The organism is Clostridium sp. KNHs216, assembly GCF_006714885.1.
GTDB lineage: Bacteria > Bacillota > Clostridia > Oscillospirales > Acutalibacteraceae > Caproiciproducens.
Genome location: NZ_VFMF01000001.1, coordinates 2,981,654 through 3,006,256, shown reverse-complemented (window position 1 = coordinate 3,006,256; position 24,603 = coordinate 2,981,654). Strand labels below are relative to the sequence as shown.

The 24,603-nt window shown below is 50.8% G+C and carries 23 protein-coding genes; 13 read left to right on the top strand and 10 right to left on the bottom strand.

What is annotated here, in order from left to right; all coding sequences use genetic code 11:
- Nucleotides 1-2: 2 nt before the first annotated feature.
- The 4 genes from LY85_RS14505 to LY85_RS14490 all read right to left on the bottom strand — a co-directional run bounded on the left by LY85_RS14505 (nt 3) and on the right by LY85_RS14490 (nt 4,945).
- Nucleotides 3-1,748 (bottom strand): glycoside hydrolase family 2 TIM barrel-domain containing protein, encoded by a 1,746-nt coding sequence (locus LY85_RS14505; protein ID WP_141827219.1) that lies wholly within the window; start codon nt 1,746-1,748, stop codon nt 3-5.
- 12 nt (nt 1,749-1,760) lie between these two features.
- Complete coding sequence (locus tag LY85_RS14500) at nt 1,761-2,591, bottom strand: carbohydrate ABC transporter permease (RefSeq protein WP_243122573.1); 831 nt, start codon at nt 2,589-2,591, stop codon at nt 1,761-1,763.
- Nucleotides 2,592-2,670: 79 nt separating this feature from the next.
- Complete coding sequence (locus tag LY85_RS14495; protein WP_141827218.1) at nt 2,671-3,570, bottom strand: sugar ABC transporter permease; 900 nt, start codon at nt 3,568-3,570, stop codon at nt 2,671-2,673.
- A 76-nt stretch (nt 3,571-3,646) separates the two neighbouring features.
- A complete protein-coding gene (locus LY85_RS14490) occupies nt 3,647-4,945 on the bottom strand; it encodes an extracellular solute-binding protein (RefSeq protein WP_243122572.1) in 1,299 nt (432 codons plus the stop codon).
- Between the two features lie 285 nt (nt 4,946-5,230).
- Here LY85_RS14490 and LY85_RS14485 point away from each other — a divergent pair, with 285 nt between their 5' ends.
- The 10 genes from LY85_RS14485 (at nt 5,231) to LY85_RS14440 (ending at nt 16,714) form a co-directional block, all read left to right on the top strand.
- The gene (locus LY85_RS14485) at nt 5,231-6,205 is read left to right on the top strand and encodes an ArsR family transcriptional regulator (RefSeq protein WP_038322631.1); all 975 of its coding nucleotides are present in this window, start codon (nt 5,231-5,233) and stop codon (nt 6,203-6,205) included.
- A gap of 409 nt (nt 6,206-6,614) precedes the next feature.
- Nucleotides 6,615-7,781, top strand: a complete 1,167-nt coding sequence (locus LY85_RS14480; RefSeq protein ID WP_141827216.1) for an iron-containing alcohol dehydrogenase — start codon at nt 6,615-6,617, stop codon at nt 7,779-7,781.
- A gap of 354 nt (nt 7,782-8,135) precedes the next feature.
- Nucleotides 8,136-9,344 carry an acetylornithine/succinylornithine family transaminase gene (locus LY85_RS14475; protein WP_038322629.1) on the top strand — a complete coding sequence of 403 codons (1,209 nt, stop codon included), beginning with the start codon at nt 8,136-8,138 and terminating at the stop codon, nt 9,342-9,344.
- Between the two features lie 138 nt (nt 9,345-9,482).
- The gene (locus LY85_RS14470) at nt 9,483-10,556 is read left to right on the top strand and encodes an ABC transporter ATP-binding protein (RefSeq protein ID WP_243122571.1); all 1,074 of its coding nucleotides are present in this window, start codon (nt 9,483-9,485) and stop codon (nt 10,554-10,556) included.
- Nucleotides 10,557-10,636: 80 nt separating this feature from the next.
- Entirely contained in the window at nt 10,637-11,764 is a 1,128-nt protein-coding gene (locus LY85_RS14465; RefSeq protein WP_185741228.1) for an ABC transporter substrate-binding protein, read from the top strand.
- Between the two features lie 110 nt (nt 11,765-11,874).
- Nucleotides 11,875-12,798, top strand: a complete 924-nt coding sequence (locus LY85_RS14460) for an ABC transporter permease (protein WP_141827213.1) — start codon at nt 11,875-11,877, stop codon at nt 12,796-12,798.
- A 15-nt stretch (nt 12,799-12,813) separates the two neighbouring features.
- Complete coding sequence (locus LY85_RS14455) at nt 12,814-13,620, top strand: ABC transporter permease (RefSeq protein WP_141827212.1); 807 nt, start codon at nt 12,814-12,816, stop codon at nt 13,618-13,620.
- A gap of 33 nt (nt 13,621-13,653) precedes the next feature.
- Nucleotides 13,654-14,907 (top strand): aminotransferase class III-fold pyridoxal phosphate-dependent enzyme, encoded by a 1,254-nt coding sequence (locus LY85_RS14450; RefSeq protein WP_141827211.1) that lies wholly within the window; start codon nt 13,654-13,656, stop codon nt 14,905-14,907.
- Nucleotides 14,908-14,915: 8 nt separating this feature from the next.
- A complete protein-coding gene (locus LY85_RS14445; RefSeq protein ID WP_141827210.1) occupies nt 14,916-15,926 on the top strand; it encodes a phosphotransferase in 1,011 nt (336 codons plus the stop codon).
- Nucleotides 15,920-16,714, top strand: coding sequence for a glucose 1-dehydrogenase (locus tag LY85_RS14440; RefSeq protein ID WP_243122570.1), 795 nt, complete (start codon nt 15,920-15,922; stop codon nt 16,712-16,714). The genes LY85_RS14445 and LY85_RS14440 overlap by 7 nt, the downstream gene beginning before the upstream one ends.
- A gap of 112 nt (nt 16,715-16,826) precedes the next feature.
- Here LY85_RS14440 and ptsP read toward each other — a convergent pair whose 3' ends face one another.
- From ptsP to LY85_RS14410, 6 genes are all read right to left on the bottom strand, one after another.
- Entirely contained in the window at nt 16,827-18,458 is a 1,632-nt protein-coding gene (ptsP, locus tag LY85_RS14435) for a phosphoenolpyruvate--protein phosphotransferase (RefSeq protein ID WP_141827208.1), read from the bottom strand.
- Nucleotides 18,459-18,537: 79 nt separating this feature from the next.
- Nucleotides 18,538-18,801 (bottom strand): HPr family phosphocarrier protein, encoded by a 264-nt coding sequence (locus tag LY85_RS14430; RefSeq protein WP_038322618.1) that lies wholly within the window; start codon nt 18,799-18,801, stop codon nt 18,538-18,540.
- A 100-nt stretch (nt 18,802-18,901) separates the two neighbouring features.
- Nucleotides 18,902-19,552, bottom strand: a complete 651-nt coding sequence (locus tag LY85_RS14425; RefSeq protein ID WP_141827207.1) for an HAD family phosphatase — start codon at nt 19,550-19,552, stop codon at nt 18,902-18,904.
- Between the two features lie 214 nt (nt 19,553-19,766).
- Nucleotides 19,767-20,753 (bottom strand): PTS glucitol/sorbitol transporter subunit IIB, encoded by a 987-nt coding sequence (locus LY85_RS14420; protein WP_141827206.1) that lies wholly within the window; start codon nt 20,751-20,753, stop codon nt 19,767-19,769.
- Nucleotides 20,750-21,277, bottom strand: coding sequence for a PTS glucitol/sorbitol transporter subunit IIC (locus LY85_RS14415; RefSeq protein ID WP_038322613.1), 528 nt, complete (start codon nt 21,275-21,277; stop codon nt 20,750-20,752). The genes LY85_RS14420 and LY85_RS14415 overlap by 4 nt, the downstream gene beginning before the upstream one ends.
- Before the next feature lie 38 nt (nt 21,278-21,315).
- Nucleotides 21,316-21,708: a transcriptional regulator GutM gene (locus LY85_RS14410; protein WP_185741227.1), complete on the bottom strand. Its 393-nt coding sequence runs from the start codon at nt 21,706-21,708 to the stop codon at nt 21,316-21,318.
- A 307-nt stretch (nt 21,709-22,015) separates the two neighbouring features.
- Between LY85_RS14410 and LY85_RS14405 the strand changes: the two genes are divergently transcribed.
- The 3 genes from LY85_RS14405 to LY85_RS14395 all read left to right on the top strand — a co-directional run bounded on the left by LY85_RS14405 (nt 22,016) and on the right by LY85_RS14395 (nt 24,586).
- Nucleotides 22,016-23,275, top strand: coding sequence for a zinc-binding dehydrogenase (locus LY85_RS14405; RefSeq protein ID WP_141827204.1), 1,260 nt, complete (start codon nt 22,016-22,018; stop codon nt 23,273-23,275).
- A gap of 12 nt (nt 23,276-23,287) precedes the next feature.
- Complete coding sequence (locus LY85_RS14400; RefSeq protein WP_141827203.1) at nt 23,288-24,160, top strand: class II fructose-bisphosphate aldolase; 873 nt, start codon at nt 23,288-23,290, stop codon at nt 24,158-24,160.
- 75 nt (nt 24,161-24,235) lie between these two features.
- Nucleotides 24,236-24,586: a PTS glucitol/sorbitol transporter subunit IIA gene (locus LY85_RS14395; protein WP_185741226.1), complete on the top strand. Its 351-nt coding sequence runs from the start codon at nt 24,236-24,238 to the stop codon at nt 24,584-24,586.
- The last annotated feature ends 17 nt before the right edge of the window (nt 24,587-24,603 follow it).

Sequence of the window (24,603 nt, the reverse complement as noted above, 5' to 3'; positions counted from 1 at the left end):
TATTAGACCATTCTCCTCTCAATCAGTTGATTGATTTCTCTGATTTTTTTCGGATCATACTTAAACTCATGCATTTTGTTCAGCAGGCCGTTGGTTTCCTGCTGGACATCAGCTAATTGTGTGTAACAAAAGCCGCAGAGAATTTCAGAATCATTCAGGACGGTAATCAGGCGTCGGTATACTTCCAAAAATTCCTTTTCACTGTGGGCACAGGTATAACCCCAGCCTTCTTCCCCCTCAGCCCCGGATATTCCTCCGAATTCCGTCAGGATTACAGGCTGACCCTGATAATGATAGCCTTTTGCGAAAGGCAGGTGACTGACAATTTTCCCGCTTTCGATCCCCGGCCAGGTTTTTACACACTCTGCAAACACCAGTTGCTGCCGGCGGTCGTCTTCCGTGCCGTGGCTGTAGCTATGTATGGCGCAAACATCGGTTTCCGTCATTTCCCACCCATCATTTGATATGACCAGGCGGGTACTGTCCAAGCTGTGAGCCAAATGATAAAGCGAGGCGGCATAATGCTGCTGCATAAGATTGTCGTAGATCTGAGGTACGCCCCAGCTTTCATTGAGCATCCCCCAGACAATAATAGAGGGGTGGTTATAATCCCTGTGAATGACCTCTTCCCATTCCTTTATAAATTGCGCGGCAGCCGAAGGAGTATAGCTTATGAAACTCGCCATTCCCTCCCAAACCAAAAATCCCAGCTTGTCGGCCCAGTAGAGGAACCTGGGGTCTTCCAGCTTCTCATGCTTCCGGCAGCCGTTAAAGCCCATTGCCTTTGCACGCAGAATATCCTGTCGAAAAGCTTCGTCATCGGGAGCCGTCAGAAGACTTTCTTCCCAGTACCCCTGATCCAGCAATAATTTTTGGTAGCACGGATGATTGTTGAGGTAGAGCATTCCGTTTTCTAGCGAGATTTTACGCATTCCAAAATAACTGTTTACGGTATCCGCAGCCTTCCCGTCTTCCAGCAGCTGAGCGGTTACATCAAACAATGTGGGGCTGTCCGGGCTCCAGCACAAACCATCGGAATGGAAAGGACCGGAAAGCACATGGTTTCCAAAAACCGTAACCGTGAAGCTGTCCTCATATTCACGGCATAACAGTTCTCCGCTGAAAAAGGTTTCGCCTTGTAAAGTGATCTCCCATTTGGAAGAGCATGGCAACGGGGTGCCGTCCCCTAAACGATAGGAAATTTTCACCTGTCCGTTATCAATATCCGGTGTAAAGTGAATCCATTCAAAGCAGGCCTTTGTTCTGGGCTCTATCCATACGCTCTGCCAGATACCGGTCGAACCCGTATACCAGATATACTCGGGCTTCTCCCGCCAGAACTGTTTACCGCGAGCAATGGTTTCATCTGTGGGAAAATCCTCGACTATAACTAAAATTTCTTCTTCTTTCCAATTGACATCATCCGTGATGTCCAGTTCAAACGGAGTATGACCTCCCACATGACCGCCAACGTATCTGCCGTTGACGCAGACCTTGCACCGGTAGTCTGCTGCGCCGAAATGCAGTACAATATCCTTCCCCCGCCATCCGGGCGGGACGGTTAACTTTCGCTTATAAGTAACGGTGCGGCATGTCTTCTGATCGTTTATACCGCTTTTTTTACACTGATACACAAAAGGCACCTGTATTTTACATGCCGGACCGTATTCAAAAGAAAAGTCCCACTCCCCATTCAGTGAAAGCCAGTCTTTACGAACAAAATCGGCGCGTGGATATTCGTTTCTCAATTCTTTCTCCCCCTATTTGATTCCCGACTGAGTAAAGCCGCGTACAATATATTTATTCAGGAACATGAAAATCAAAATAGTGGGAATAACCGCTACAACGGTCGCCGCCATCATTAGACCGGGATTCACGTAGTTTTCGCCGAGGACAAGAGATGCGATTCCGAGCGTGATCGTGTTCATTTCGGTACGGCTGACCACCAGCGACGGCCACAGATAGGTATTATACAATCCCAAAAACACAATAAATCCCTGAGTAATCAAAATAGGTTTAACGGAAGGAAGCACAATACAAAGCAAAATTTTCACAAGGGAAGCGCCGTCCACAAAAGCGGCTTCCTCCAGTTCTCTTGGAAATCCCAGCATAAACTGATAGATCAGATACACTGTCATCGCCCCGGCACCCGAGGGAAGGATCAGCGGAAGATAAGTGTTAAGCATTCCTGTGTTTTTAAAAATATAAAAAAGCGGAAAATAGGTTACAATTTCAGGAATTGCCATTGCCCAGATCAGTCCGATAAGAATTCCCTTCTTAAATGGAACATTCAGCCTTGCTAAGGAATATGCCGCAAGAGTGCTGGTGATGAGTCTCAGCATCGTTCCCAGGACAGTGACCACAAGCGTGTTGAAGGCCCATTTCAAAATCGGGGCGCTTGAAGTCTGATTAAACAAATCGACATAGTTTTTGAAAGTTACCTGCTGCGGCAAGAGCGAGCTGGAGCCCAAAGCATCCGAGAGTCCCTTAAAACTGGTGGATACCATAAACAGCAGCGGAAGTAAAAACGCATAAGCAACAATGCAGGCAATGATTGTCAGTATGATGTTCGGTATTTTTTTTGTTATCACTTTGCGATCCCCCTTTTTTCCCGATTTCCTTTACCCGCTGAGCAGAATTGCCATCAAATCGATGGATGCGCTGTTATGCTCACTTCATCCTGATCTTCTCTTTTTCTTTTGTCATAAAATATTGCCCTAAAGAGACCGCCATAATGATCAGCCCCATTAAGATCGCCATGGCGTTGCCTATCCCCATGTTATTTTGGTCCATAATGGCGGAATTGATGACCATAATAAGAGGCTTGGTTGTTTGTCCGGGTCCCCCCACGGTCATTAGCCGAGGTTGCCCATATACATTAAAAGAGGCAATGATTGTCGTCATTAACACAAAGAAGAAAATATTTTTGATATTAGGCATCGTGATCGACACGAATTTCGTCCAGAAGCCCGCGCCGTCAATGGCGGAAGCTTCGTAGATACTGACGTCAATTTCATTGAGCCCGTTGATAAACAGCATCATATTATAACCGATGGTCCACCACACCGTCGCTATGGTAAGGGAAATCCAGACAAAGGGCTGTGACTCCAGCCAGGGGATGGGAGCCGCTGTTATTTTCAGGTTCATCAGAAGATTGTTCAGATAGCCTCCGTTCCCTTTGAGCATCCAGATAAAAATAGACGCAACCGCCGTGACGGACACGGAATATGAAATAAAGTATATTGTGCGGAACAGCCCTTTCACTTTGTTTGGAAGATTGTCTACCAGCAAAGCGAGCGCAAGGCTGAGCAATACCAAAGGCGGAACGCTGAGAGCGACAAAAATCAGCGTATTTTTCAGGCCCAGGAAGAATGAGCTATGGTACATGGAAGAAGAAAACAAAATTTTTATGTAATTGTCAACTCCAATAAATCCCCGATCGCCATTGATCAGTGAAAAATTGTGCAGACTCATATAAAAGCCATAAAAAAACGGAACCAGCCAGAACAATATAAAAAACAGAACAAACGGTAAAATGAAACAGACGGAAACCTTTTTGCCCGCTTTCATGCTTAACTCCCCTCTCAGGATATCTAAAACTTTTTCAATTACAGGCGGGGGATAAATCCGCCCGCCTGTCTGTCTTTTATTGCTGAGCCAACTCGGCTGCGGACTCGGTTGCCTTCTTCAGTTCAGGCATCAACTGTTCCTTTGTCAGATTCGGCGTCTTAATAACCATATTGTAAACCGTCTCATTTGCGTATTTAATTTGCTCGCGCACGTTGTAAAGCGGGGGTAAAATCTCACATTTGTCGAGGATGTCGAAGGTTACCATGGATACGGGATACTGATCGGGATTCTGTTTAATATACTCAATTGTTTTAAGATGAACGGGGGTCTGTCCGGCATCCGCCCAGATCTTCATGACCTCCGGCTGATAGGCGTATTTAAAGAATGCGGCAATACCGTCCAGTTTTCCCTGATCCGTCACTTTGGAGGAAACGGCAAAGTTGTGGCCGCCGGCGGGAACCTTCAGCTCTTTTCCCAACACAGGGATTGCCGCTATGCCTAAATCGTCGCCATACTTTTCCTTTGCCGCGGTGTAGTTCCACGGGCCCATCAGCGCGACCGCCGCCTGCATATTGGTCTTGCCCTTCACATTTTTCATAAAAGCGTTCAGATGATCATTCGCGCCCAGATTTGCCGGGCTAAGCCGGTCGTTATAAATTAATTTGTTCAAAGCAAGGAAAGCGTTGCAGGCTTCCTCGGTATCAAAGTTCAGATGCCCGTCTTTTACGAAATTAACGCCGTACTGAGTCAGGAATGTCATATACAGCCACTGATGGTCACCGGTAAGCGGTACGGCCATCGGATAAATGCCGCTTTTTTCGGAATCCAGCTGATCGCGCAGCGAAACGAGGTCCGAATAGGTTTTAGGCGCGGTTTTCACCAGTTTTTTGTTGTAAAACATGGTATTGGCATATAGCCCCAGCGGCACGGCGTAAATACCGTCGTCATATTTTGTGTAAGAGGTAGTGATGCTGTGGAAATCATCGAGCGAAATACCGGCCGCCTTGTAGACATCGGACAATTCGCGAAGCAGTCCGTCCCCATGATAAGTCGATATCCAGTCCGAGTGAATAACCAGCATATCGAAGTCGTCCGATTTAAACTTTACATATTCGTCTGCCGTTGTCAGCTCATCGATTTCGTATTTGTCCTGCGACGCATTAAATCCATCGATGATTTTCTTCATGTAGGCGCCGTCGCCGCCGGTAAAGCCGTCAATAAAAGAAATTTTCACTTTTTCCCCGTTACCTGCCGCGGACCCTGCGGAATCCGCTGAAGAACCGGACATGCTTTGACCAGATGAGCCGCTCTGACATCCCGTCAGGAGAGAACCTATTAATGCGAGTGCCGTAACCATAGAAATTAGCTTTTTCATTAACATCCTCCCATTCTCATTGTACACGGCTTGCATTTTTCGGGCTGTTATATTACAATAATTATAAAACTAAATGCACTCCGCGCATCTTTTCTGAATTTGTTACATATTTTATGTAACTTTCACTGTCTATATAGTACTTTTATATTCTATAAATGTCAAGTTATATTCTAAAATATTTTTATTTCGTTGAATAATTTTATTAGTATTGATAGATTACAATTCTTTTTTGAATATATAATTACATAATTTAAAAAACAATCATAAAACAGGAGGCGAACTTTCGTGTCCAATAAAACAAAAAAGGCGATCAAAATTATTGGCGAGCGCGACATTTCTTTAAACCTGGACAACCATCAGCATCAGGAACAAATCATCAAGATTGCCAAAGCGCTGTCTATTCCAGCCCGCCTGCAAATTTTGAATCTGCTTAAGTTTAAAGCGCTCTCCATACAGGAAATTGCAGGCACACTGGATTTGCCCGTTTCCTCTGTCGCCCTGCACATCCGTTTCTTAGAGGATGCCAAAATGGTGATAACAGAGTCCCAGCCCGGGCTGCGCGGTTCTATGAGGGTCTGTGTTTCCAGCGTGCAGTCTATCCACATTGATACTGCGGAAGAGGAGTTTGACCCCTCAAAAAAAGCAGTTACCGTAGACATGCCCATCGGGAACTACTATCATTGTTACGTGGAACCTACTTGCGGACTTGCGGACGCGAACGGAGAAATGATGGATAACTACGACAGTCCCAAGGCATTTTTTACACCGCGGCGGGGGCAGGCGCAGTTGATCTGGTTTCAGCAAGGTTATGTGGAATATCGCTTTCCGAATTACGCGGAGCCGCAGCTCTCCATTAAGGAGCTTTCCTTCTCCCTGGAGCTTTGCTCCGAAGCGCCGGGTTATATGGAAAACTGGCCTTCGGACATTACTATTTCCATAAACGATCTGGAGCTCACCACCTATCGCTGTCCCGGTGACTTTGGAGCACGGCACGGGAACTATACCCCCGCCGGCTGGCAGAATGGAAAAACACAGTACGGCATACTGAAAACTTTTTCTGTTCGTCAAAGCGGCGGTTTTTTAGACGGGGATCTGGTAAATCCTCACATTTCTCTCACGCAGCTGAATATTCAGGACCGGCCTTATATTTCTATTAAAATAGAAATCAAGGAAACGGCACAATATGTTGGCGGAATCAACATTTTCGGTGAAAAATTCGGGGATTACCCACAGGGAATTCTTATGAGAATTATTTACTGAGCCGGTGCCGCTGCTGAAAACCCCGGATTTCAAAAAAGCCGCAGGAGCTGCGATCAAACTTGAAATCCGCATCGACGAAATTACGGCAAAAAAGCTGGAAAGGCTTTATAACGCCTGAAGCTCTTGACAAAACCAAAACCGGGATGCATAATAATTGAAAACGCAGCGGGGCGTATCAGGGAAATTCCCTGATACGCCCCGCTTTTCGGAAATCTTATTGACAGACAGAACCCGGCGGCACCGTTTGAGCAAAGGAAAGCAAGGGTGTTTTTCACGGCTTAAACTGTGGTAAACGCCCTTTCTGTACATTGATCCGCCAGCAAACGACACGATTTCCAACTTCGTATTTTAGGAGCACTCAACATGATCGTCCACAAAACTTCATTTTTCAAGAAAGGATTTTTTTAGAATGCTGAATTTTAAATACTCTATCCCGACAGAAATATTTTTTGGAAAGGGCCAGATTTCCGCTCTTCCCGGCGAACTGCTCCGCTATGGGAGTAGCGTGCTGCTTGTTTACGGCGGCGGCAGCATCAAGCGGGCGGGACTTTACGACACTGTTGTACGGCTGCTTTCCGGTGCCAAAATCGCTTACTGGGAGCTTGTCGGCGTTGAGCCGAACCCCAGGATCGACACAGTGCGCGCCGGTGCAAAGCTGTGCAAAGAGAATGGAATCGATACCGTCCTTGCGATCGGCGGCGGCAGCAGCATCGATTGCGCGAAGGTCGTGGCGGCCGCGGCAAATTATGACGGCGACGCATGGGATTTAGTGCTGCATCCTGATAAGATCGGCAAGGTTCTGCCCATTGCCGCCGTGCTCACCATTGCGGCGACCGGCTCGGAAATGGACCGGATTGCCGTGATATCCAACATGGCTACGAATGAGAAGCTTGCGACGAGCCATGACGGCCTGCGCCCGCGCTTCGCCGTCATGGACCCGGAATACACCTACACGGTTCCGAAATACCAGACCGCTTCCGGAACGGCGGATATTTTCAGCCACGTACTTGAAAGCTATTTTGTAAAAACCCCCGGCGTTTATCTTCAAAGACGGTTTTGTGAGGCCCTGCTGAAAACGTGTCTGCATTACGGACCGAAAGCGATGACCGATCCGGAGGATTATGAAGCGCGCGCCAACCTCATGTGGGCTTCCTCCCTCGCGATCAACGACCTGATCACCTACGGGACGGAACGCCGGTGGACGGTGCATCCCATTGAGCACGTACTCAGCGCGCATTACGATATCACGCACGGCGTCGGCCTCGCCGTATTGACGCCGAACTGGATGCGCTTTGTGTGCGGATTTTCGGAAAACCTCCCGTATTTCGCGGAATACGGGGTCAATGTATGGAACCTTCCTTCCAGCCTTCCGCAGGAAGTGCTGGCACAGCAGGCCATTGAAAAAACGGAGGGCTTCTTCGAAGCGCTGGGCCTGCCGAAACATCTGAGTGAGCTGGGGATTCCCATTGACCTTCTGGAGCCAATGGCGGAACAGGCGGCCGGCAGCGGCCGGGTAGGAGGATTCCATCCCCTTTCAAAAGAGGATGTATATTCTATTTTAAAAATGTCGTACTAATTTACACCGCAGTGAATACTATAAAGTTAAATGAATTTTTTCCGTACTGATCTTTCATTTACAAAAAGCGTTTTGTTATCTTGCATCATTTTCAAAAACAGACATCCTACTTATTTGTAAGCATTACCACCGGAAACGCTATTGACATAATCCCGTGTACCCGCTATAATAATCACATATAAAACACAGTGATGAATAAAAACCAAGAACAAAGGCGTTCTGACTTTAACTGTCAGAACGCCTTCGCTTATATGCAGGAAATTATCAATTATTATTCAAATCGACCCTAAGCGACTGCATATCGATCCGGGAATTTTTCAGCGGCCTAATAAAATCGGAGGGAAATGAGAAGCAATGAAACTGAGTGAGTATGGTAAAACGGCGGAAGATGTGAAGGCTCTGGTCAAAAAGTATATGATCGACACCTACGAGCGCTATAACTTCGTTTGTGAGCGTGCGAAAGACATGTACCTTTACAATGAGAAGGGCGAAGCGTACCTCGATTTTTACGGTGGAATCGCGGTGAACAGCGCGGGCAACTGCAACGAAAAGGTCGTAGCGGCCGTTCGGGACCAGGTCGGCGACGTGATCCACACCTTCAACTATCCGTACACCCTGCCGCAGGCGCTGCTTGCCGAAAAGATATGCACCACACTGGGTTTTGACAAGATTTTTTATCAGAGCACCGGAACCGAAGCAAACGAAGCGATGATCAAGATGGCAAGAAAATACGGGGTCGAAAAATACGGAGAGAACAAATATCACATCATCACCGCGAAAAAGGGCTTCCACGGCAGGACCTACGGCTCCATGTCGGCAACCGGCCAGCCGGACAACGCCTGCCAGATCGGGTTCAAGCCGATGCTTCCGGGCTTTACCTACGCGGATTACAACGATCTGGAATCGTTCCGGTCCCAGGTAACCGAGGACACCATCGCGATTATGGTTGAGCCGATTCAGGGGGAGGGCGGCGTCATTCCAGCAACCCCGGAGTTTTTGAAGGGGCTGCGTTCCCTCTGTGATGAAAAAGGGCTGCTTCTGCTGTTCGACGAGGTGCAGACCGGCTGGTGCAGAACGGGAGACGTCATGGCCTTTATGGGATACGGGGTAAAGCCGGATATTCTCTCCATGGCCAAGGCGATGGGCGGCGGGATGCCGATTTCCGCCATCGTGACCAGTTCCGAAATCGCAACTGCCTTTACCGCCGGTTCCCACGGAACCACCTACGGCGGAAACGCCGTCTGCTGCGCGGCCTCGCTCGCACAGGTAACCGAGCTGATCGACCGCGACCTGGCCGGCAATGCAAAGAAAATGGGCAATTACCTTACGGAAAAGCTCCGCACGCTTCCCCATGTGAAAGAAGTCCGGGGCAAGGGCCTCTTGATCGGCATCGAGTACGACGGGCCGGTCGGGCTGGAAATCAAACACGGCTGCTTTGACCGCAAGATGCTGGTCACGCTGATCGGCGACCGCGTTATCCGCCTGATTCCGCCGCTGATTCTGACGGAAAAGGACTGCGACGCAGCCTTTGAAATTCTGAAAGAGGTCTCGGAAACAATCTGAATTTATTTGAATCATCTATGAGTTGGCAAGGGCGCTTATGAACAAACCGTTCATCTGCGCCCTTTTTCTATCTCCGCGGCGGCCCGGCGGGCCGGATTTAGAACTGCAATATTTGATACGTCAGGAGGTATCGGACAGATGGGTGCCAATATCAGAATGGAAAACATCGATAAACGCTATAAGCTGGCGAATGTCGTCAGGGACGTCAATATCGAAATTCAGGACGGGGAATTTCTGACGATTCTGGGACCGAGCGGCGCCGGAAAAACCACGCTGCTGAAAATGATCGCCGGATTTGAGGACCCCTCCAAAGGAAAAATCCTCATCAACGGGAACGACATATCCAGAACGCCGATTCATAAGCGCAACATCGGGATGCTGTTCCAGAACTACGCGCTGTTTCCGCATATGACGGTCTATAAAAATGTGGAATATCCGCTGAGTGTACGGAAAATGTCAAAGAAGGAACGCAAAGAAAAAATCGACGCCGTTCTCAAGCGGGTACGCCTGTCGGAATACGCGTCGCGTTACCCCCGGGAGCTCAGCGGCGGCCAGCAGCAGCGCGTCGCGCTGGCCAGGGCTCTGGTGTTCGACCCGCTGATCCTTCTGCTGGACGAACCGATGGCCGCGCTTGACAAACAGCTGAGAAAACAGATGCAGCTGGAAATCAAGGAAATCCACCGGGAGCTTGGCATCACCACGGTTTCCGTCACGCACGACCAGGAGGAAGCCCTGACCATGGCGTCCAAGGTCTGCATTATGAAGGACGGCATGATCGAGCAGGTCGCAACGCCAGTGGAAATATACGAAAAACCGGCGTCCGTATTCTGTGCTAAATTTATCGGAGAAGCAAACGTGATCCCCTGCCCGGTGGTTTCCCTCGATGCCGCCGGAAAAGGAAAGATCAGCGTTCACGGGCTGGTGATTCCGGCCCCGGACCAAACGCGGAGCTACGCGGCGGACGATACGGTCAACATTGTAATCCGGCCGGAAAAAATCAATCTGGTCGACGATTCCTACGGCGGACTGAAATTCAGTGGGGCTGTGGAACAGTGTGTTTATATCGGAGACTGTCTGAAGCTGAAGGTCCGCCTGACGAACGGGCACCATTTGAAAGTCAAGGTATTTACCAGCTATGCGCTGTCCTTAGACGTGGGTGACGAAGTGCTGCTCGGCATTTCGGAAGAGGATATTGTTCAGGTAAAGCCCTGAAACAGGTCTTTTGCGCTTAACTGTCTATGTTCTATATAAAGGAGAACCACATTCTGTCGAAACAAGAGGAGGCTACAACGATGAAAAAGAGTGCAAATGCGAAAAAAGGAATCCGGGTCCTTTCCGCTGTGATGATCGGAACCGTTTTCCTTTCCCTGACCGCCTGCGGCGGCAGCCAGACCGCCACATCCTCCGCAGCGGGTTCCGTATCCGCCGCCGGAGCGTCCAGCGGGAAAAAATGGGCCGGAAAAACCCTGACGGTCTGCAGCTGGGGCGGCGCGATTCAGGCGGCACAGAAAAAAACGATCTTCGATAAATTTGCCGAAGAGACCGGCTGCACCATCGTGGAAGATACCGATCCCAGCCCCGCAAAGGTAAAAGCAGCCGTCCAGGCGGGAAAAATGGAGGTCGACGTATGGGACGTTGACACGGACTTTGCTTTCCGCGGTGAAAAAGAGGGCTTATTTGAAAAACTCGACTTTAACGTCATCAAAAAAGACGGTCTGGTTGAAAACTTTATAACGGAATATTCCGTGCCGTCGGAAATGTCCGCGATCTGTATTTCGTGGAATACGAATCAATTCTCCGAATCGAACCGGCCGAAAAACTGGACGGAATTCTTTGACACCGCGAAATTCCCCGGCAGCCGCACGCTGTACTCCAACCCGATGTCCATGCTGGAAGCGGTGCTGATGGCGGACGGTGTTTCGATCGACAAAATGTATCCGCTCGACGTGGACCGTGCCTTCAAATATCTGGACGCGCATAAAAAAGACATCCAGACCTTCTGGGATTCCGGTTCCCAGTCCGTCCAGCTGGTTTCCAGCGGCGACAACCCGCTCGGCGAGGTCTGGGCAGGCCGTATCATCAAGGCGAAGGAAGAGGGCCAGCCGGTGGAATACGACTGGAATCAGGCGATCATCACCAGCGATTCCTGGGTGATCGGGAAAGGCTCGAAAAACGTTGAGATGGCAAACGACTTCATCGCCTTCGCAACCTCCGCGCAGGTTGTGGCAGACTACGCAATCGAGTATCCCGGCAACGCGCCCTGCAACACGGACGCCTACAAGCTCATGACGCAGGAACAGATCGACAAGCTGGCGTCCTCACCGGAAAAAGTAAAGAATCAGGTTTACTACGATGTAAAATGGTGGGTCGACAACTATGACGCCGTTTACCAGCGCTTCCAGGAGTGGAAATTAAGCTGATCGACGATGGTCTTTACGGTAAACCGCCGCAGTACAGCACTGCGGCGGGCTGCCGTTTCCGTACGAAGAAACACAAACCGACTTTTACAGCTTAGCAGGGAGGCTTTCTAATGGTAAAAGATTTTGAAGTCGCGATGGACGGAATCCGATATAAAAACACAGCGAAGACGGTGAAAGACGAGAAAGCGGAGCGGAAGGGCCTGCTCGGAAGAAATTTATTCAGGCCGTGGATGCTGATTATCCCTCCCGCGCTGTTTTTTGCGGTTTTCCTGATTTTCCCGCTGCTGCAGATTCTTGCGCTCAGCTTTACGGGCACCCAAAGCGCCCTGACCGCGGACTCCTATGTCAAATTTTTCAGCAGCGACGTCTACCTGAAGGTGATCGCGACCACCTTCCGCATCAGCATTGTCGTAACCCTGGCCTGTCTGATTCTGGGCTATCCCGTGGCATACGCCATGACGGTCTGTTCCAAAAGAATCAGCTGCCTGATAATGATCGGCGTGATGATTCCCTTCTGGACCAGCCTGCTGGTGCGCACCTACGCGTGGATGATTTTGCTGCAGACCAACGGCGTGATCAACGACATTCTGAAAACGCTCGGCCTGATCCGGCAGCCGCTGGAACTGATGCACAATGAGCTCGGCATTTATGTCGGCATGACGCATATCCTTCTTCCCTATATGATTCTTTCGCTCTACCCCGTGATGCAGGGAATCGACCGCAATCTGATTCTGGCTTCCCGCACGCTGGGGGCGAAAAAGGGCTATACCTTCTTCCGGGTTTTCGTGCCGCTCAGCATGCCCGGCGTTTCCTGCGGCTCCATCATCGTTTTCGTCAGCAGCATCGGCTACTACATCACCCCTTCCCTGCTGGGCGGAACCAAAAACGTGATGATTTCACAGACCATACAGGCACAGATCAACAAGCTGATGAACTGGCCGTTCGCTTCCTCTATTTCCGTCGTGCTTCTGGTTCTGACGTATATCATTCTGTTCCTGTCCAAAAAAATCATGCATGTGGAAAAACTGTGGTAGAAAGGAGGAGCATCGATGATGTTATGGATTGTCGCCGCTCTGATTATGCTTTTTCTGGTCCTGCCGGTACTGATTATCGTACCGATGTCATTCAGCTCGTCCCGGTATCTGGAATTTCCGCCCCCGGGCTTTTCCCCGCAGTGGTACCAGGCGTTCTTCGGCAACGCCCAATGGGTGAATTCCCTGAAAATCAGCTTTGAGCTGGCGATCCTTACAACGGTTCTTTCGCTGATTCTGGGAATCCTCGCCGCGGAGGGGCTTTCCAAATCGGAATTCAGGGGCAAAAACGCCATTATCGAAACCTTCATGATGCCCATGCTGGTGCCCGGCATTATCGTCGGCATCGCGGTCTACCGGTTCGAAGCGGGAATCAACCTTTCCGGCACCTTCAGCGGGCTGCTGATCGCCCACGTCCTGATGGCGGTTCCGTTTGTAATCCGCACGGCGCTCGCCAGCCTGTCCGGCCTGAACCCGAACTATGAGCTGGCGTCCCGCAGCCTGGGAGCGAACAGCTTCCTCACCTTTCTGCGCGTGACCGTGCCGATGATCAAATCCGCGCTGTTTTCCGGCGCGATGTTTGCTTTCGCCACGTCGTTCGACGAGATCATCGTGACGCAGTTCCTCTGCGGCGTGCAGATCACGACCCTTCCGAAGAGAATCTGGGACGGCCTGAATCAGCAGCTCGACCCCACCATTACCGCCATAGCGGCGATCGTGATCGTTTTCATCACGGCAGTTATGCTCCTTTCCAACGCGAAGACCCTGTTCGGCCGCGAGCCGAAATACCAGATTCAGGAAGAAATCGTACTGGACGACGACTGACCGATAAAAATTTGCAGCAAGGGCGGAAAAACAATGACAGATTATAAAGCGGAGATTTTACAGAAGAGCAGAGAGTACTGGAACCCCAGCAAGGTGGAGGATTTCCATAAAAAGGGCATCGACCTTGTGATGGGAAAACGGGAGGGCTACCGCTTCTGGGATATGGACGGCACGGAATTTCTCGACATCCATCTGAACGGCGGCACCTACAATCTGGGACACCGCAACCCCGAGGTGATCGGGGCGATGATTCAGGCGACAGAGGAATTCGACGTCGGGAACCATCACTTCCCGTCCATTGCAAGAGCGGAGCTGGCGGAACAGCTGGCAAAGCTCTGCCCTGGGGATCTGAATTATTCCGTTTTCTCCACCTGCGGAGGCGAAGCGGTGGACGTCGCCATTAAGAGCGCCCGTTACGCGACCGGACGGAAAAAGGTGATTTCGATCAAGGGCTGCTACCACGGACACACGGGGCTTTCCGTCTCCGCGGGAGACGACATGTTCAAGCTGCCGTTTCACTGCGAGGGCGAGCCGAACGCCTTTGTGCAGGTTCCGCTCAACGATATCGGCGCCATGGAAGCGGAGCTGAAAAAGGAGGACACCGCCTGCGTTCTGGTGGAAACCATTCTGGCCACCTACGGCTTTCCCCTGCCGGAGACGGGCTATCTCAAAGCGGTAAAAGAGCTTTGCGAACGGTACGGCGCGCTGTATGTCGCTGACGAGGTGCAGACCGGCCTGATGCGCACCGGCAAGCTGTGGGGCTTTGAGCACGAGGGGTTCGTACCCGATATGCTGGTGACCGCAAAGGGCTTCGGCGGCGGAATTTATCCGATTTCCGCGACGGTCATGAACCGGACGGCGGGAAAATGGCTGTTTGAGATCGGGCGCCTGCACGGCTCCACCTGCGGCGGCTCCGAAATCGGCTGCAGGGTGGCCGCCAAGGTGCTGGAGATGACGACGCGCCCCTCTACGGTCGAAAATGTCGTTCAAAATCAGGCGGTCCTGAAACACGGCGTTGATGATCTGATGAAAAAATATCCCGGCTTCCTGACCGGGTACTCCCAGCGCGGAGTCATTCTGGGACTGGATTTTGACTGCGAGGACGCCAGCGTATCCGTCTCAAAGCCGCTTTACGACCACGGCGTATGGGCGCACAACGCCCGACTGCACCCCGGGACTCTGCAGATGAAGGTGGGCTTGCTGTGCGACCGGGCATTTATCGACGAGCTTTTTGCCAGAATGGACGAGGGGCTAAAAGAAGCTTACCAAAATTACAGAGGAAGGTGACTGCAATCTTGAAACGGATAGACACACCGGAGGTGCTTTTGGAAACCGTACGCCGGGAATTTGAACGGATGTTTCTTTTCCCGGACTATGCGGAAATAGGGCTTCTGAAGAATTCGGAAAATCTGACCTTTACGGTCGCTTCTCCCGTACGCAAAGCCGTTCTGCGCGTGAACCGGCCCGGATATCATACAAAAGAGGAACTGCTCGCGGAGCTGCAGTGGATGGAACAGATACGCCGCGGCGGAAAGCTCACCGTGCCGCAGGCGTTCCCCGGCAGGGACGGCAGCCTTCTGCAGTCCTTCCGCTCCCCGGAAAGCGGAGTGGAATACGACTGCTCCCTGTTCTCCTTTCTGCCCGGAAAAGCGGTCTGCGAGCTGCACGGTCAGCAATTGCTCGACAGGGTAAGCCAGGTAGGAGCAGCTGCGGCCATCCTTCACACACAGGTGCAAAAGGAGTCCGACACCGCCCGCTTTCGGCGGTTCACCTGGGACTTTGAAAGCCTGCTGGGCGAAAACGCCCGCTGGGGCTCCTGGAGCGATTATCCGGGTTTAACACAGAAGGACAGGATTCTTTTCCGACAGGCTTCTACGATCATTGAAGGACGGCTTTCCGCCTACGGCAAAGAGCCCGACCGCTACGGCCTGATTCATTCGGACCTGCATCTGTCCAACGTGATTATGGACGGCGAAAAGCTCCAGATCATCGATTTCGACGACTGCGGCTTCGGATGGTTCCTGTATGATCTGGGATGCAGTCTGGTGCAGTACAGCGACGGTCTGGAGGAGCTTTGCAAGGCGTGGCTGCAGGGATACCAGACGGTGCGCTGCCTCTCTTTACAGGATTTCGCGGAAATACCCACCTTCGTTCTCATGCGCCGCATTGTCAGGCTGGCGTGGCTGGGCAGCCACGGGGAAAGCGACACGGCGAAAACAGTTGGCACGGAATATCTGGAAAAAACACGCCGGATGGCCTATGAATTTGTCCGCCGGAACGTGCAAAAGGCGGCGGCGGTGTGCTGAACGGAAAAGTAGCGCTTGTAACCGGCGCGGGGTCGGGTATCGGCCTCGGCATCGCGCGTGAACTGGCCGCGAAAGGGGCTTTCGTTCTTCTGGCCGGCCGTTCCGGGCAGGCGGAAGCCGCGGCGGAGGAACTGAACCGGCAAAATTTCCATACAGCCGCGGTCAAAATGGATATTGCGGACCGGGAAAGCGTAAGTGCCGGGGTGGAAAGCGCGCTGATACAGTACGGGCACATCGATATTCTGGTCAATAACGCGGGAATCGCAAAGCTGTCCCGGTTTGAGGCCTTTCCGGATGAACTGCGCGACCGGCATATCGACATCAACCTGAAGGGCACGTGGAATGTGACAAAGGCGGTCCTTCCCTGTATGCTGAAGAACCGGTGGGGACGCATCATCAATATCGCTTCCGTGACGGGCCCTTATGTCAGCGACCCGGGATACACCGCTTACGCCATGACCAAGGCGGGACTGATCGGGTTTACCAAATCGCTGGCGGTAGAGCTGGCGAAGGACGGAATTACGGTCAACGCCATCTGCCCCGGCTTTATTCTGACGCCGAATGTCCGCAGGAACGCGGCGGCAACCAATCCTCAGAATCCCGACCTCGTGCTGGAAGGCATCGCGGCAGGAGTCCCTATGGGCCGTCTGGGCGCGCCGGAAGAGGTAGGAAAGCTGGCGGCCTTTCTCGCCGGCGAGGAGTCCTCGTATATTACCGGCACGGAAAACGTGATCGATGGCGGCAATCTGCTGCCGGAGACAAACGTAATGGGGATCAAGGAATCCTGATGAAAAAGTATTTCCTGTGTCAGGCCCTCTGTGAACGGTCTGCGCTAAAAGCGCCCATAGAGCCGAATTTCGGTTCTATGGGCGTTTTATTGTAAAGGGCGCTGCTTAACACTTAACGTTCAATTCGGATTTCCCTGATTTTTTTCCGCAGCGGCAGCACACAGGGTGCCGATACCGAAAGTTCGTCGATTCCCATCCTTAAAAAGGTTTCCGTTAGGGAAAGATCCGCCCCGAGTTCACCGCAAATCCCTACGAAAATTCCGTTTTTACGAGCATTTTCAGCTGTAATCCGGATGAGGGTCAGCACCGCTTTATGATGTGCGTCATAAAAATGCTCCAGACCCGGATTCTGCCTGTCGATTGCCAGCGTGTATTGAGTCAGATCATTGGTGCCGATACTGAAGAAATCCACTTCCTTCGCAAGTTCATCGCTAATAAGAGCGGCCGCAGGAGTTTCGACCATGATTCCCAGCTTTGTTCCCGAATTGTAGTCTTTCCCTTCTCCGGAAAGCTCCATCTGAACAGCCTGCGCAATTTGCTTGATCGCCCTGACCTCTCCCACGGAAATGATCATGGGAAACATGATCGCGATGTTTCCAAACGCAGTAGCCCGGTACAATGCTCTCAACTGTGTTTTAAAGACATCCTGCCTGGTTAAACAAATGCGTATGGCACGGCAGCCCATGGCGGGGTTTTCTTCCTTTGGCATTTCAAAATAGTCCGCCTGCTTGTCCGCGCCGATATCCAGAGTACGGATAATGACCTGTTTTCCCTTCATTTTCTCCGCAACCGACCGATACGCCTGAAACTGTTCTTCCTCGGTCGGATACGTTTCTCTGCCAAGATAAAGAAACTCGCTGCGGAACAGTCCAATACCTTCCGCGTCATTGTTCAGGACTGACTCCACGTCCTGCGGCCCGCCGATATTTGCAAAAACCTTGATTTCCCTTCCATCTATCGTAACGCTGTTTTTCCCTTTCAGGCAATGCAGCTGTTCCTGTTCCGCCTTTTTCGCTTCTTTCCTTTCAGAAAATAATTTCAGCGTCGCAGTGTCCGGCTCAATATAAATCCTTCCGGAAGCGCCATCCACAATTGCGTTATTCCCGTTATATTTCAGGCCCAATTGCTCTCCGACAGCGACCACGGCGGGAATATTCATGCTCCTCGCAAGAATCGCAGTGTGAGAATTAACCGAACCGTTGATGGTAATAAAGGCAAGAATTTTTGATTTATCCAGCTGCACTGTTTCACTTGGCGTGAGGTCGTCTGCGACGATAATAACAGGCTCATCCGATGTAAAAGCATCCGGTTCGGCATTGGCAAGGATTTCAATCAGCTTTTGGGATATATCTTTGATATCGGCGGAGCGTTCTTTCAGATAAGGATCGTCAATAGCGGAAATTGTCTGAATGTATGTATCGCATGCCTTTTTCACGGCATATTCCGCATTGACCCGCTCCGATTGGATCGTATCCGTTATAGCATCGCAAAAATCGACATCCTCCAAAATCATCTGATGGATTTCAAATATCTTAGCGCTTTTCTCTCCCGCTTCCTGAAACGCCTTCTCATACAGCTTTTTCAGTTCCTCTGCTTCCCGCTGTTTTGCGTCCTGATAACGACGGAGTTCCTCCTCCGTATTTTCCGCATGACGTTTAACCGCTTCCCTGCCCTTGCGCTGATAGAACACAATTTTTCCGATTGCGATCCCATCCAATACACCTTTTCCATTTAGAACCGTCATCCTGTTTCCTCCTTAGAATTGATATATGAAAACAAACGGGCAGGGCTGTATGAACCCTGCCCGTTGTATGAAAGCTCTGTTATTCCCCCAGACCCGATTGAATCGCATCGACCAATTCACGCAATGCTTTCTGCTCATCTGTTCCATTGCAGATCAGTTCGACCTCCGTGCCGCATTTTACTCCTGCGGCAATCACGCCCATGATTGATTTTATATTGAATATTTTTTCATTCGACTGCATTTTTATATCGCTTTGATACTGCTGCGCCAGTTTCGCCAGCGTACCGGCCGGCCGGGCATGCAGTCCGTATTTTAATTGAATTCTTACTTTTTGACTTACCATATTGATTCCTCTCATTATTTAAATAAACAGCCCATATGGGTCTCTCTTTACGTCAGCCGTAGGAGACAGGCATTATGAACTTCATACTTTCCTTATCCCATTACTGTAAATCATTTAAAAACTCTTTCAATGAATCCAAATAGCGATCTGCAAGTACTTGAAGCATTTGCTTTTCGTCCTCAGACGTTTCATCATAGACTGCGTATACTGTAAACCCGTCTGCCTTTGCAGTGCGGACCGCCTGAATATTATCCTCTACAACGACGGTATTATCGCGTGTCGTATGAAGAATGGCAAGGCCCTCCCGCCAAATGTTGGGATGCGTCTTATTATATCCGACTTCTTGGCAGGTCAATATGCCGGCGAACATCTCATAGATTCCTAATCGTATAAGCGGCTTCTCTATTAATCCACGGTCCGTAGCAGTGGCTGCGCAAAATCCAACGCCCATATCAGTGAGCCGCTGCAGCACTTCCAGCACTCCGGGCTTTAGACGGATACAGTTTTCATACCGATAGGTCATTTCCCGATCAAATTCATTTTTTATCTCCTCCGCCGACTCCACAAGATTGAATTTCACGCGGAGATATTCCGCGGATTCCATAGAACCCATTTTAACCAAGAGATGTTCCAGTCCCGGTGGAAAATCGATTTTCTTCCTTTTTAAATATTCCACGCGTAAATTATTCCAATAACCCATCGAATCAAGAAGTGTTCCGTCCAGATCAAATATTACGCCTTTTATTTTCATACCCTACTACCTCTTGAAACATACTCTGTTTTTGGGTCTGCGTACCTCTTTATGTACTCGGTTCACACGTCCGTGTATTTTTTAAAACAGCTTTCCATCGGCTTCTCAGGCGTACCGCCAGGAAAACGCCTTCCGGAATCTTTCCTGGCGGCATTGCCGGGCATACCTGCCTTTCAGCAGTCTTTATTTGATACTTGCTTACAGATCCTTTTCTTTAATAAAGTCCGAAGCTAAGAAGAAACGCCACCAGTACCGCTATGGGACCCGTGATAAGCCGGGAGAAAAGCATTGCCGGGACACCGGTTTCCACTGTCTCCGGCTCCGCTTCTGCCAATGTCAGCGCGACCGGCAGGAAATCGCAGCCTACCTGGGAATTGATCGCGAACAGCGCGGGCAAGGCATAGGATGGCGGAATCGTGCCTTTTCCGATCTGAACGCCCAACAACACTCCGATAACCTGCGCGATGACCGCACCCGGTCCCAATACGGGGGACAAAAACGGGATCGCACAAAAAACGGACAGCCCCAACAGCCCCGGCAAGCTTCCGGCCAGCGGCTTAATAGCGTTGGCAAGCACATTGCCAACCCCTGTGTAGTTGATGATGCCGACCATGATGCTGACAAATACCATAAACGGGAGGATGCTCTTCAATACGATTTCAACGGAATCACGGCCCGCCTGATAGAAGATGTTCACAACGCTTCCGATTGCCCGTCCGGAATTTGTAATAAAGCCGACCATTCCCTTTGAGGAGGCAGCCGGCGTTTCCGCCGCCGCTTTTGTTACAGGAGCAGCTTTCGGAGCTTCCTCTGCAGCGGTATCGGTTTCCGCGCTCTCCACGAGGGTGATGTTATCCTCGACGACCCCCGATACAAAATTGCCTTCGTTGATGTAGCGGCTCAACGGGCCCGACGGTGAGATCGGATGAGTGTCGATCGTTTTGACCCCGAGCTTTGGGTATACGCCGCACCGCAGTGTTCCGCCGCAGTCTACGACAGCAATAATCATGGTATCAGGCTCGACCTTTTCTTTAAAACCGTCTACGGCCGGAACATGCAGCATATCCGCGATTTTCTGCGCCAGCGGATGAATGCCTCCGCCTGTAATTGACGCCACGACTTTGCGGGTCTCGGTCTCCTGCACGGTAAACGGACCGCCCCAGCCGCCGGGTCCTCTCGTTACTTTTACTGTCGTCTTCATTTCGCCGCCCCTTTTCTCTTCATCATCAGAGTCGTAATAAGCTCAGTCACGTTGCCGCGGATAAATATGACGATAACACCCACAATAAAATACCGTACCGCCAGAGGCATAGCCGATTGCCCCAGCGCGGTAATACCCGCGGAGATCCCTGCCCACACAAACAGTTCCCCTGGGTTGGCGTGCGGAAAAATTCCGAGTATCGGATGCGCAAACGAGAAACAAGCGTCAATAAAGGCCGGCTTCTCCTTCTCCTCGACAAACCGCCCCATTGTATAGCACATTGGATTTGTCAGGAAAAACAGCGACATGATTGGCAAAAGCGTATAGCGCAGCAGACGGAACCGCGTCAGCTTTTTCGCGAAATTATTGACGCGTTCTTCTCCGATCAGCTTAATCAGCGCGTTGATCGTCGTCAGAAGCACCAGCAACGTGGGCAGAATCCCCGTGATTAGCCCCGTCAGGTTTTCGCCTCCGGCCTGAAACACACCGGTAAATACTTCTGCAAATTTTACTAAGAAATCCATAAAATGCCCTCCTAAATCCTAATCAATTCAATTCCCTGTTACAACGTGACAGCCTGCCTGCTGCGCTGCTCGTCAATCAGCTGGACCGCCTTTTTCAAGGCCTGCACTCTCACTTTCTCAGCCACCCGGCTGACTGCCGTCTCCATTGTCAAGCCGGTCAGTTCCGCCCGCCGTTTGAATTTGGCAAATACGGTTCTGCCCTGCATCTCACGGTATTCCACAACAACTCCTGTTTCATCCACCACGATAATAACAGCTACGCCCTTGCGGAAAGGAATCTTTGATTTTGCACTCCCCATTGCCAGATATCCCGATCCGGCGTGCTCACGCTTCATCTGCCCCAGCGTACCGTACACGGCCTTTAACTGCATGTATGAAAAAAATGCCTGCAGCACCATAGCCAGAAACAGCCCGCCTAATACTATCGTCATAGAATCACCCCCTTTATCACTCGTTTTCTCCTTTCTCACATTTGTCAGGTCATGTAACGACTTACTCATCTTGCTCATTGATGTTATATTATTGCACATTAAATGTCAACATAATATTAAAAATTTGCACATATTCTACAGTTCAATTCCGCAACATGGCGGATACGCAAAATAGCCATCACATATGTTCCAATGTATCGCAAATAATTGACAATGCAGATAAACTGTCGTTATTATATTAGTGTCATCAGGCACTCACAACCATTCCACCGAAGGAATCGAAATATATCTTAATGGAGGTACATACATGAAAACAAAAGCAATCAGGCTTCATGGAACAAAAGATCTGCTTGTAGAAGAATTGGAACTACCTGAAATCGGGGAGGATGAGATTCTTGCAAAAATGATGACGGACAGCGTCTGTATGTCTACATACAAGCTGGTTCAACAGGGCAGCGCGCATAAGCGCGCACCGGACGATCTGTCCAAAAAGCCGGTAATCATCGGCCATGAAATGGCGGGTGTCATTATATCGGTGGGCGCCAAGTGGAAGGACAATTATCGGGCGGGGCAGCGGTTCACAATCCAGCCTTCCCTGAATTATAACGGAACATTCGACACCCCGGGTTATTCGTATTCTTATTTCGGCGGAGACTGCACCTATTGTGTGATCCCAAACGAAGTGATGGAGCTCAATTGCCTGATTCCAATCAGAGGGGAGTCCTTTTTCCAATCTTCGCTGGCTGAACCGATTGCGTGTGTAATCGCGGGATACAACCGGATGTATCACACCTCGGATGTCAATCACGAGCACACGATGGGAGTAAAACCCCAGGGAAACCTCATTATTTTCGGAGCCTGCGGCCCAATGGGGCTCGCCGCCATCGATTATGCTCTGCAGTTGGAAAACGGTCCGGCGCTCATCGTTGCCGTCGATGTCTCCGAGGAACGAATCGCGCGCGCCCAAACCGTTTTGACTGTGCCGGACAATAAGCAGCTTGTGTTTTTCAATGCGGCGTCAAGCAGCGATGTCGTGCAGGATCTTAGAAACCTCAGCAATGGAGCCGGATACGACGATGTCTTTGTATACGCGCCCGTACAGCAATTAATTGAACAGGCCGACAAGGTGCTGGCAACCGACGGCTGCCTGAATTTCTTTGCCGGTCCCGTGGACAGGGGCCTGTCCGCAATGATCAATATGTATAACATACACTATGCAAAAACCCATTATGTCGGTTTCACCGGAAGCACCAACGCCGACCTGCTTGACGCAATCCGTCTGTCGGATGAGGGACGCATAAATCCCACCGTCATGCTGACACATATTGGCGGATTAAACAGTGTAATTGAAACCACCTTAAACCTGCCAAAGATTCCGGGCGGCAAGAAGCTGATTTACACGCAGATCGATCTGCCGCTGACCGCAATTGAGGATTTTCGCAGATTGAGCGCGGAGAATCCGCTGTTCGGCGAGCTTGCGGACGCCTGCGACCGTGCAAACGGCTGCTGGAGCGCAGAGGCGGAACGTATTCTGCTCGCACATTACAACGTCGATACAACAAAGTAGGAGGGTAAAATCATGCTGGCCAATCTAAAAGATGTTTTAGCCGACGCCAAAGCGCGTCGATACGCAGTAGGTGCGTTCAACGGTACAACATTAGAAAGCGTGCGCGCGATTATTGCAGCCGCTGAGGAACTGGGATGTCCCGTTATCCTGCAGCATGCTCAGAGCCATGACGGTATTGTCGACATGCACGAGATCGCACCATTGATGCTGCACTATGCCGGACGCGCGTCCGTGCCGGTTGCGGTGCACCTGGATCACGGAAGTTCATTTGAACGCTGCGTGCAGGCCATCCGGCTCGGTTTCACGTCCGTAATGTACGACGCATCCGGAAAAGACTTTGACACAAACGTCGCTCAGACTGCGGAGATCGTTAAGATCGCACACGCTGCGGGAGTTTCCGTGGAAGCAGAGCTCGGCCACGTTTTCACATCAAAGGTGGTCGTCGGTGAGGGCACAAACGCTGACAGCGCCGACGACTACAGCAATCTGGATGATATATACACCGATCCGGATATGGCACACCGTTTCGTGGATGCCACCGGAGTCGACTGTCTGGCCGTTGCTTTTGGAACTGTGCACGGCGTGTATCTCACCGAGCCCCGCCTGGATCTTGACCGTGTCAGTAAAATCCGCGACGCGGCAGCCGTTCCGCTTGTTATGCACGGAGGGTCCGGTGTTTCCGATGAAGATTACAGGACCGCCATCCAGAACGGTATCTGCAAGATCAATTACTACACCTATATGAACAAGGCCGGCGGTGAGGCCGTCAGGCAGTATCTGGCCACAGATCATGACGCGCTGTTTTTCGACGCTGTGTCACTTTACGCTACAAGCGCCATGAAAGCGGATGTTCTGCGCGCAATGCGTGTCTTTTCCGGCAAGTAAATTCGCGCTGAGTTATGGAACGCTTTCTTTTTTCGAAGCATTGCGCTATAATGTACAGAAAGGAGCATGATGCAAATGTTCAAGACAACCGTAACTGCAATTGGCAGCGATGCCATATTTGACGAAAGTCCGATGCTGGTTCTTTTCGGCAAAGATTGTCCTGAAGAATTACAGGATGCCTGTATTATCCACGAATTCAAGGGTGAACAGAGTGATGAAATGCTGCGTCCGGGCGGACGTATGCTGTTTGACGGCAAGGAGTACACTGTAGAAAAGGTCGGCGAGGTGGCGAATGAGAATTTCAGCCGCCTGGGACACATGACATTAATATTCGATCCGTCTGAAGACGTACTGCCGGGGGCGGTCGTGCTGTCGCCTGCCGGTGTTCCGGAGGTCAGAATTGGGAGCTCAATTGTATTTATGTAAGCTGTGAGGGATTAGAG

Excerpts from the sequence above, each read along its gene's own strand:
- LY85_RS14480 (WP_141827216.1), top strand. The coding sequence starts at position 6,615 with ATGCTGAATTTTAAATACTCTATCCCGACAGAAATATTTTTTGGAAAG.
- LY85_RS14395 (WP_185741226.1), top strand. The coding sequence starts at position 24,236 with ATGTTCAAGACAACCGTAACTGCAATTGGCAGCGATGCCATATTTGAC.
- LY85_RS14450 (WP_141827211.1), top strand. The coding sequence starts at position 13,654 with ATGACAGATTATAAAGCGGAGATTTTACAGAAGAGCAGAGAGTACTGG.
- LY85_RS14425 (WP_141827207.1), bottom strand. The coding sequence starts at position 19,552 with ATGAAAATAAAAGGCGTAATATTTGATCTGGACGGAACACTTCTTGAT.
- LY85_RS14490 (WP_243122572.1), bottom strand. The coding sequence starts at position 4,945 with ATGAAAAAGCTAATTTCTATGGTTACGGCACTCGCATTAATAGGTTCT.
- LY85_RS14455 (WP_141827212.1), top strand. The coding sequence starts at position 12,814 with ATGATGTTATGGATTGTCGCCGCTCTGATTATGCTTTTTCTGGTCCTG.
- LY85_RS14420 (WP_141827206.1), bottom strand. The coding sequence starts at position 20,753 with ATGAAGACGACAGTAAAAGTAACGAGAGGACCCGGCGGCTGGGGCGGT.
- LY85_RS14415 (WP_038322613.1), bottom strand. The coding sequence starts at position 21,277 with ATGGATTTCTTAGTAAAATTTGCAGAAGTATTTACCGGTGTGTTTCAG.
- LY85_RS14400 (WP_141827203.1), top strand. The coding sequence starts at position 23,288 with ATGCTGGCCAATCTAAAAGATGTTTTAGCCGACGCCAAAGCGCGTCGA.
- ptsP (WP_141827208.1), bottom strand. The coding sequence starts at position 18,458 with ATGACGGTTCTAAATGGAAAAGGTGTATTGGATGGGATCGCAATCGGA.
- LY85_RS14475 (WP_038322629.1), top strand. The coding sequence starts at position 8,136 with ATGAAACTGAGTGAGTATGGTAAAACGGCGGAAGATGTGAAGGCTCTG.
- LY85_RS14405 (WP_141827204.1), top strand. The coding sequence starts at position 22,016 with ATGAAAACAAAAGCAATCAGGCTTCATGGAACAAAAGATCTGCTTGTA.
- LY85_RS14460 (WP_141827213.1), top strand. The coding sequence starts at position 11,875 with ATGGTAAAAGATTTTGAAGTCGCGATGGACGGAATCCGATATAAAAAC.
- LY85_RS14410 (WP_185741227.1), bottom strand. The coding sequence starts at position 21,708 with ATGACGATAGTATTAGGCGGGCTGTTTCTGGCTATGGTGCTGCAGGCA.
- LY85_RS14465 (WP_185741228.1), top strand. The coding sequence starts at position 10,637 with ATGAAAAAGAGTGCAAATGCGAAAAAAGGAATCCGGGTCCTTTCCGCT.
- LY85_RS14430 (WP_038322618.1), bottom strand. The coding sequence starts at position 18,801 with ATGGTAAGTCAAAAAGTAAGAATTCAATTAAAATACGGACTGCATGCC.
- LY85_RS14470 (WP_243122571.1), top strand. The coding sequence starts at position 9,483 with ATGGGTGCCAATATCAGAATGGAAAACATCGATAAACGCTATAAGCTG.
- LY85_RS14495 (WP_141827218.1), bottom strand. The coding sequence starts at position 3,570 with ATGAAAGCGGGCAAAAAGGTTTCCGTCTGTTTCATTTTACCGTTTGTT.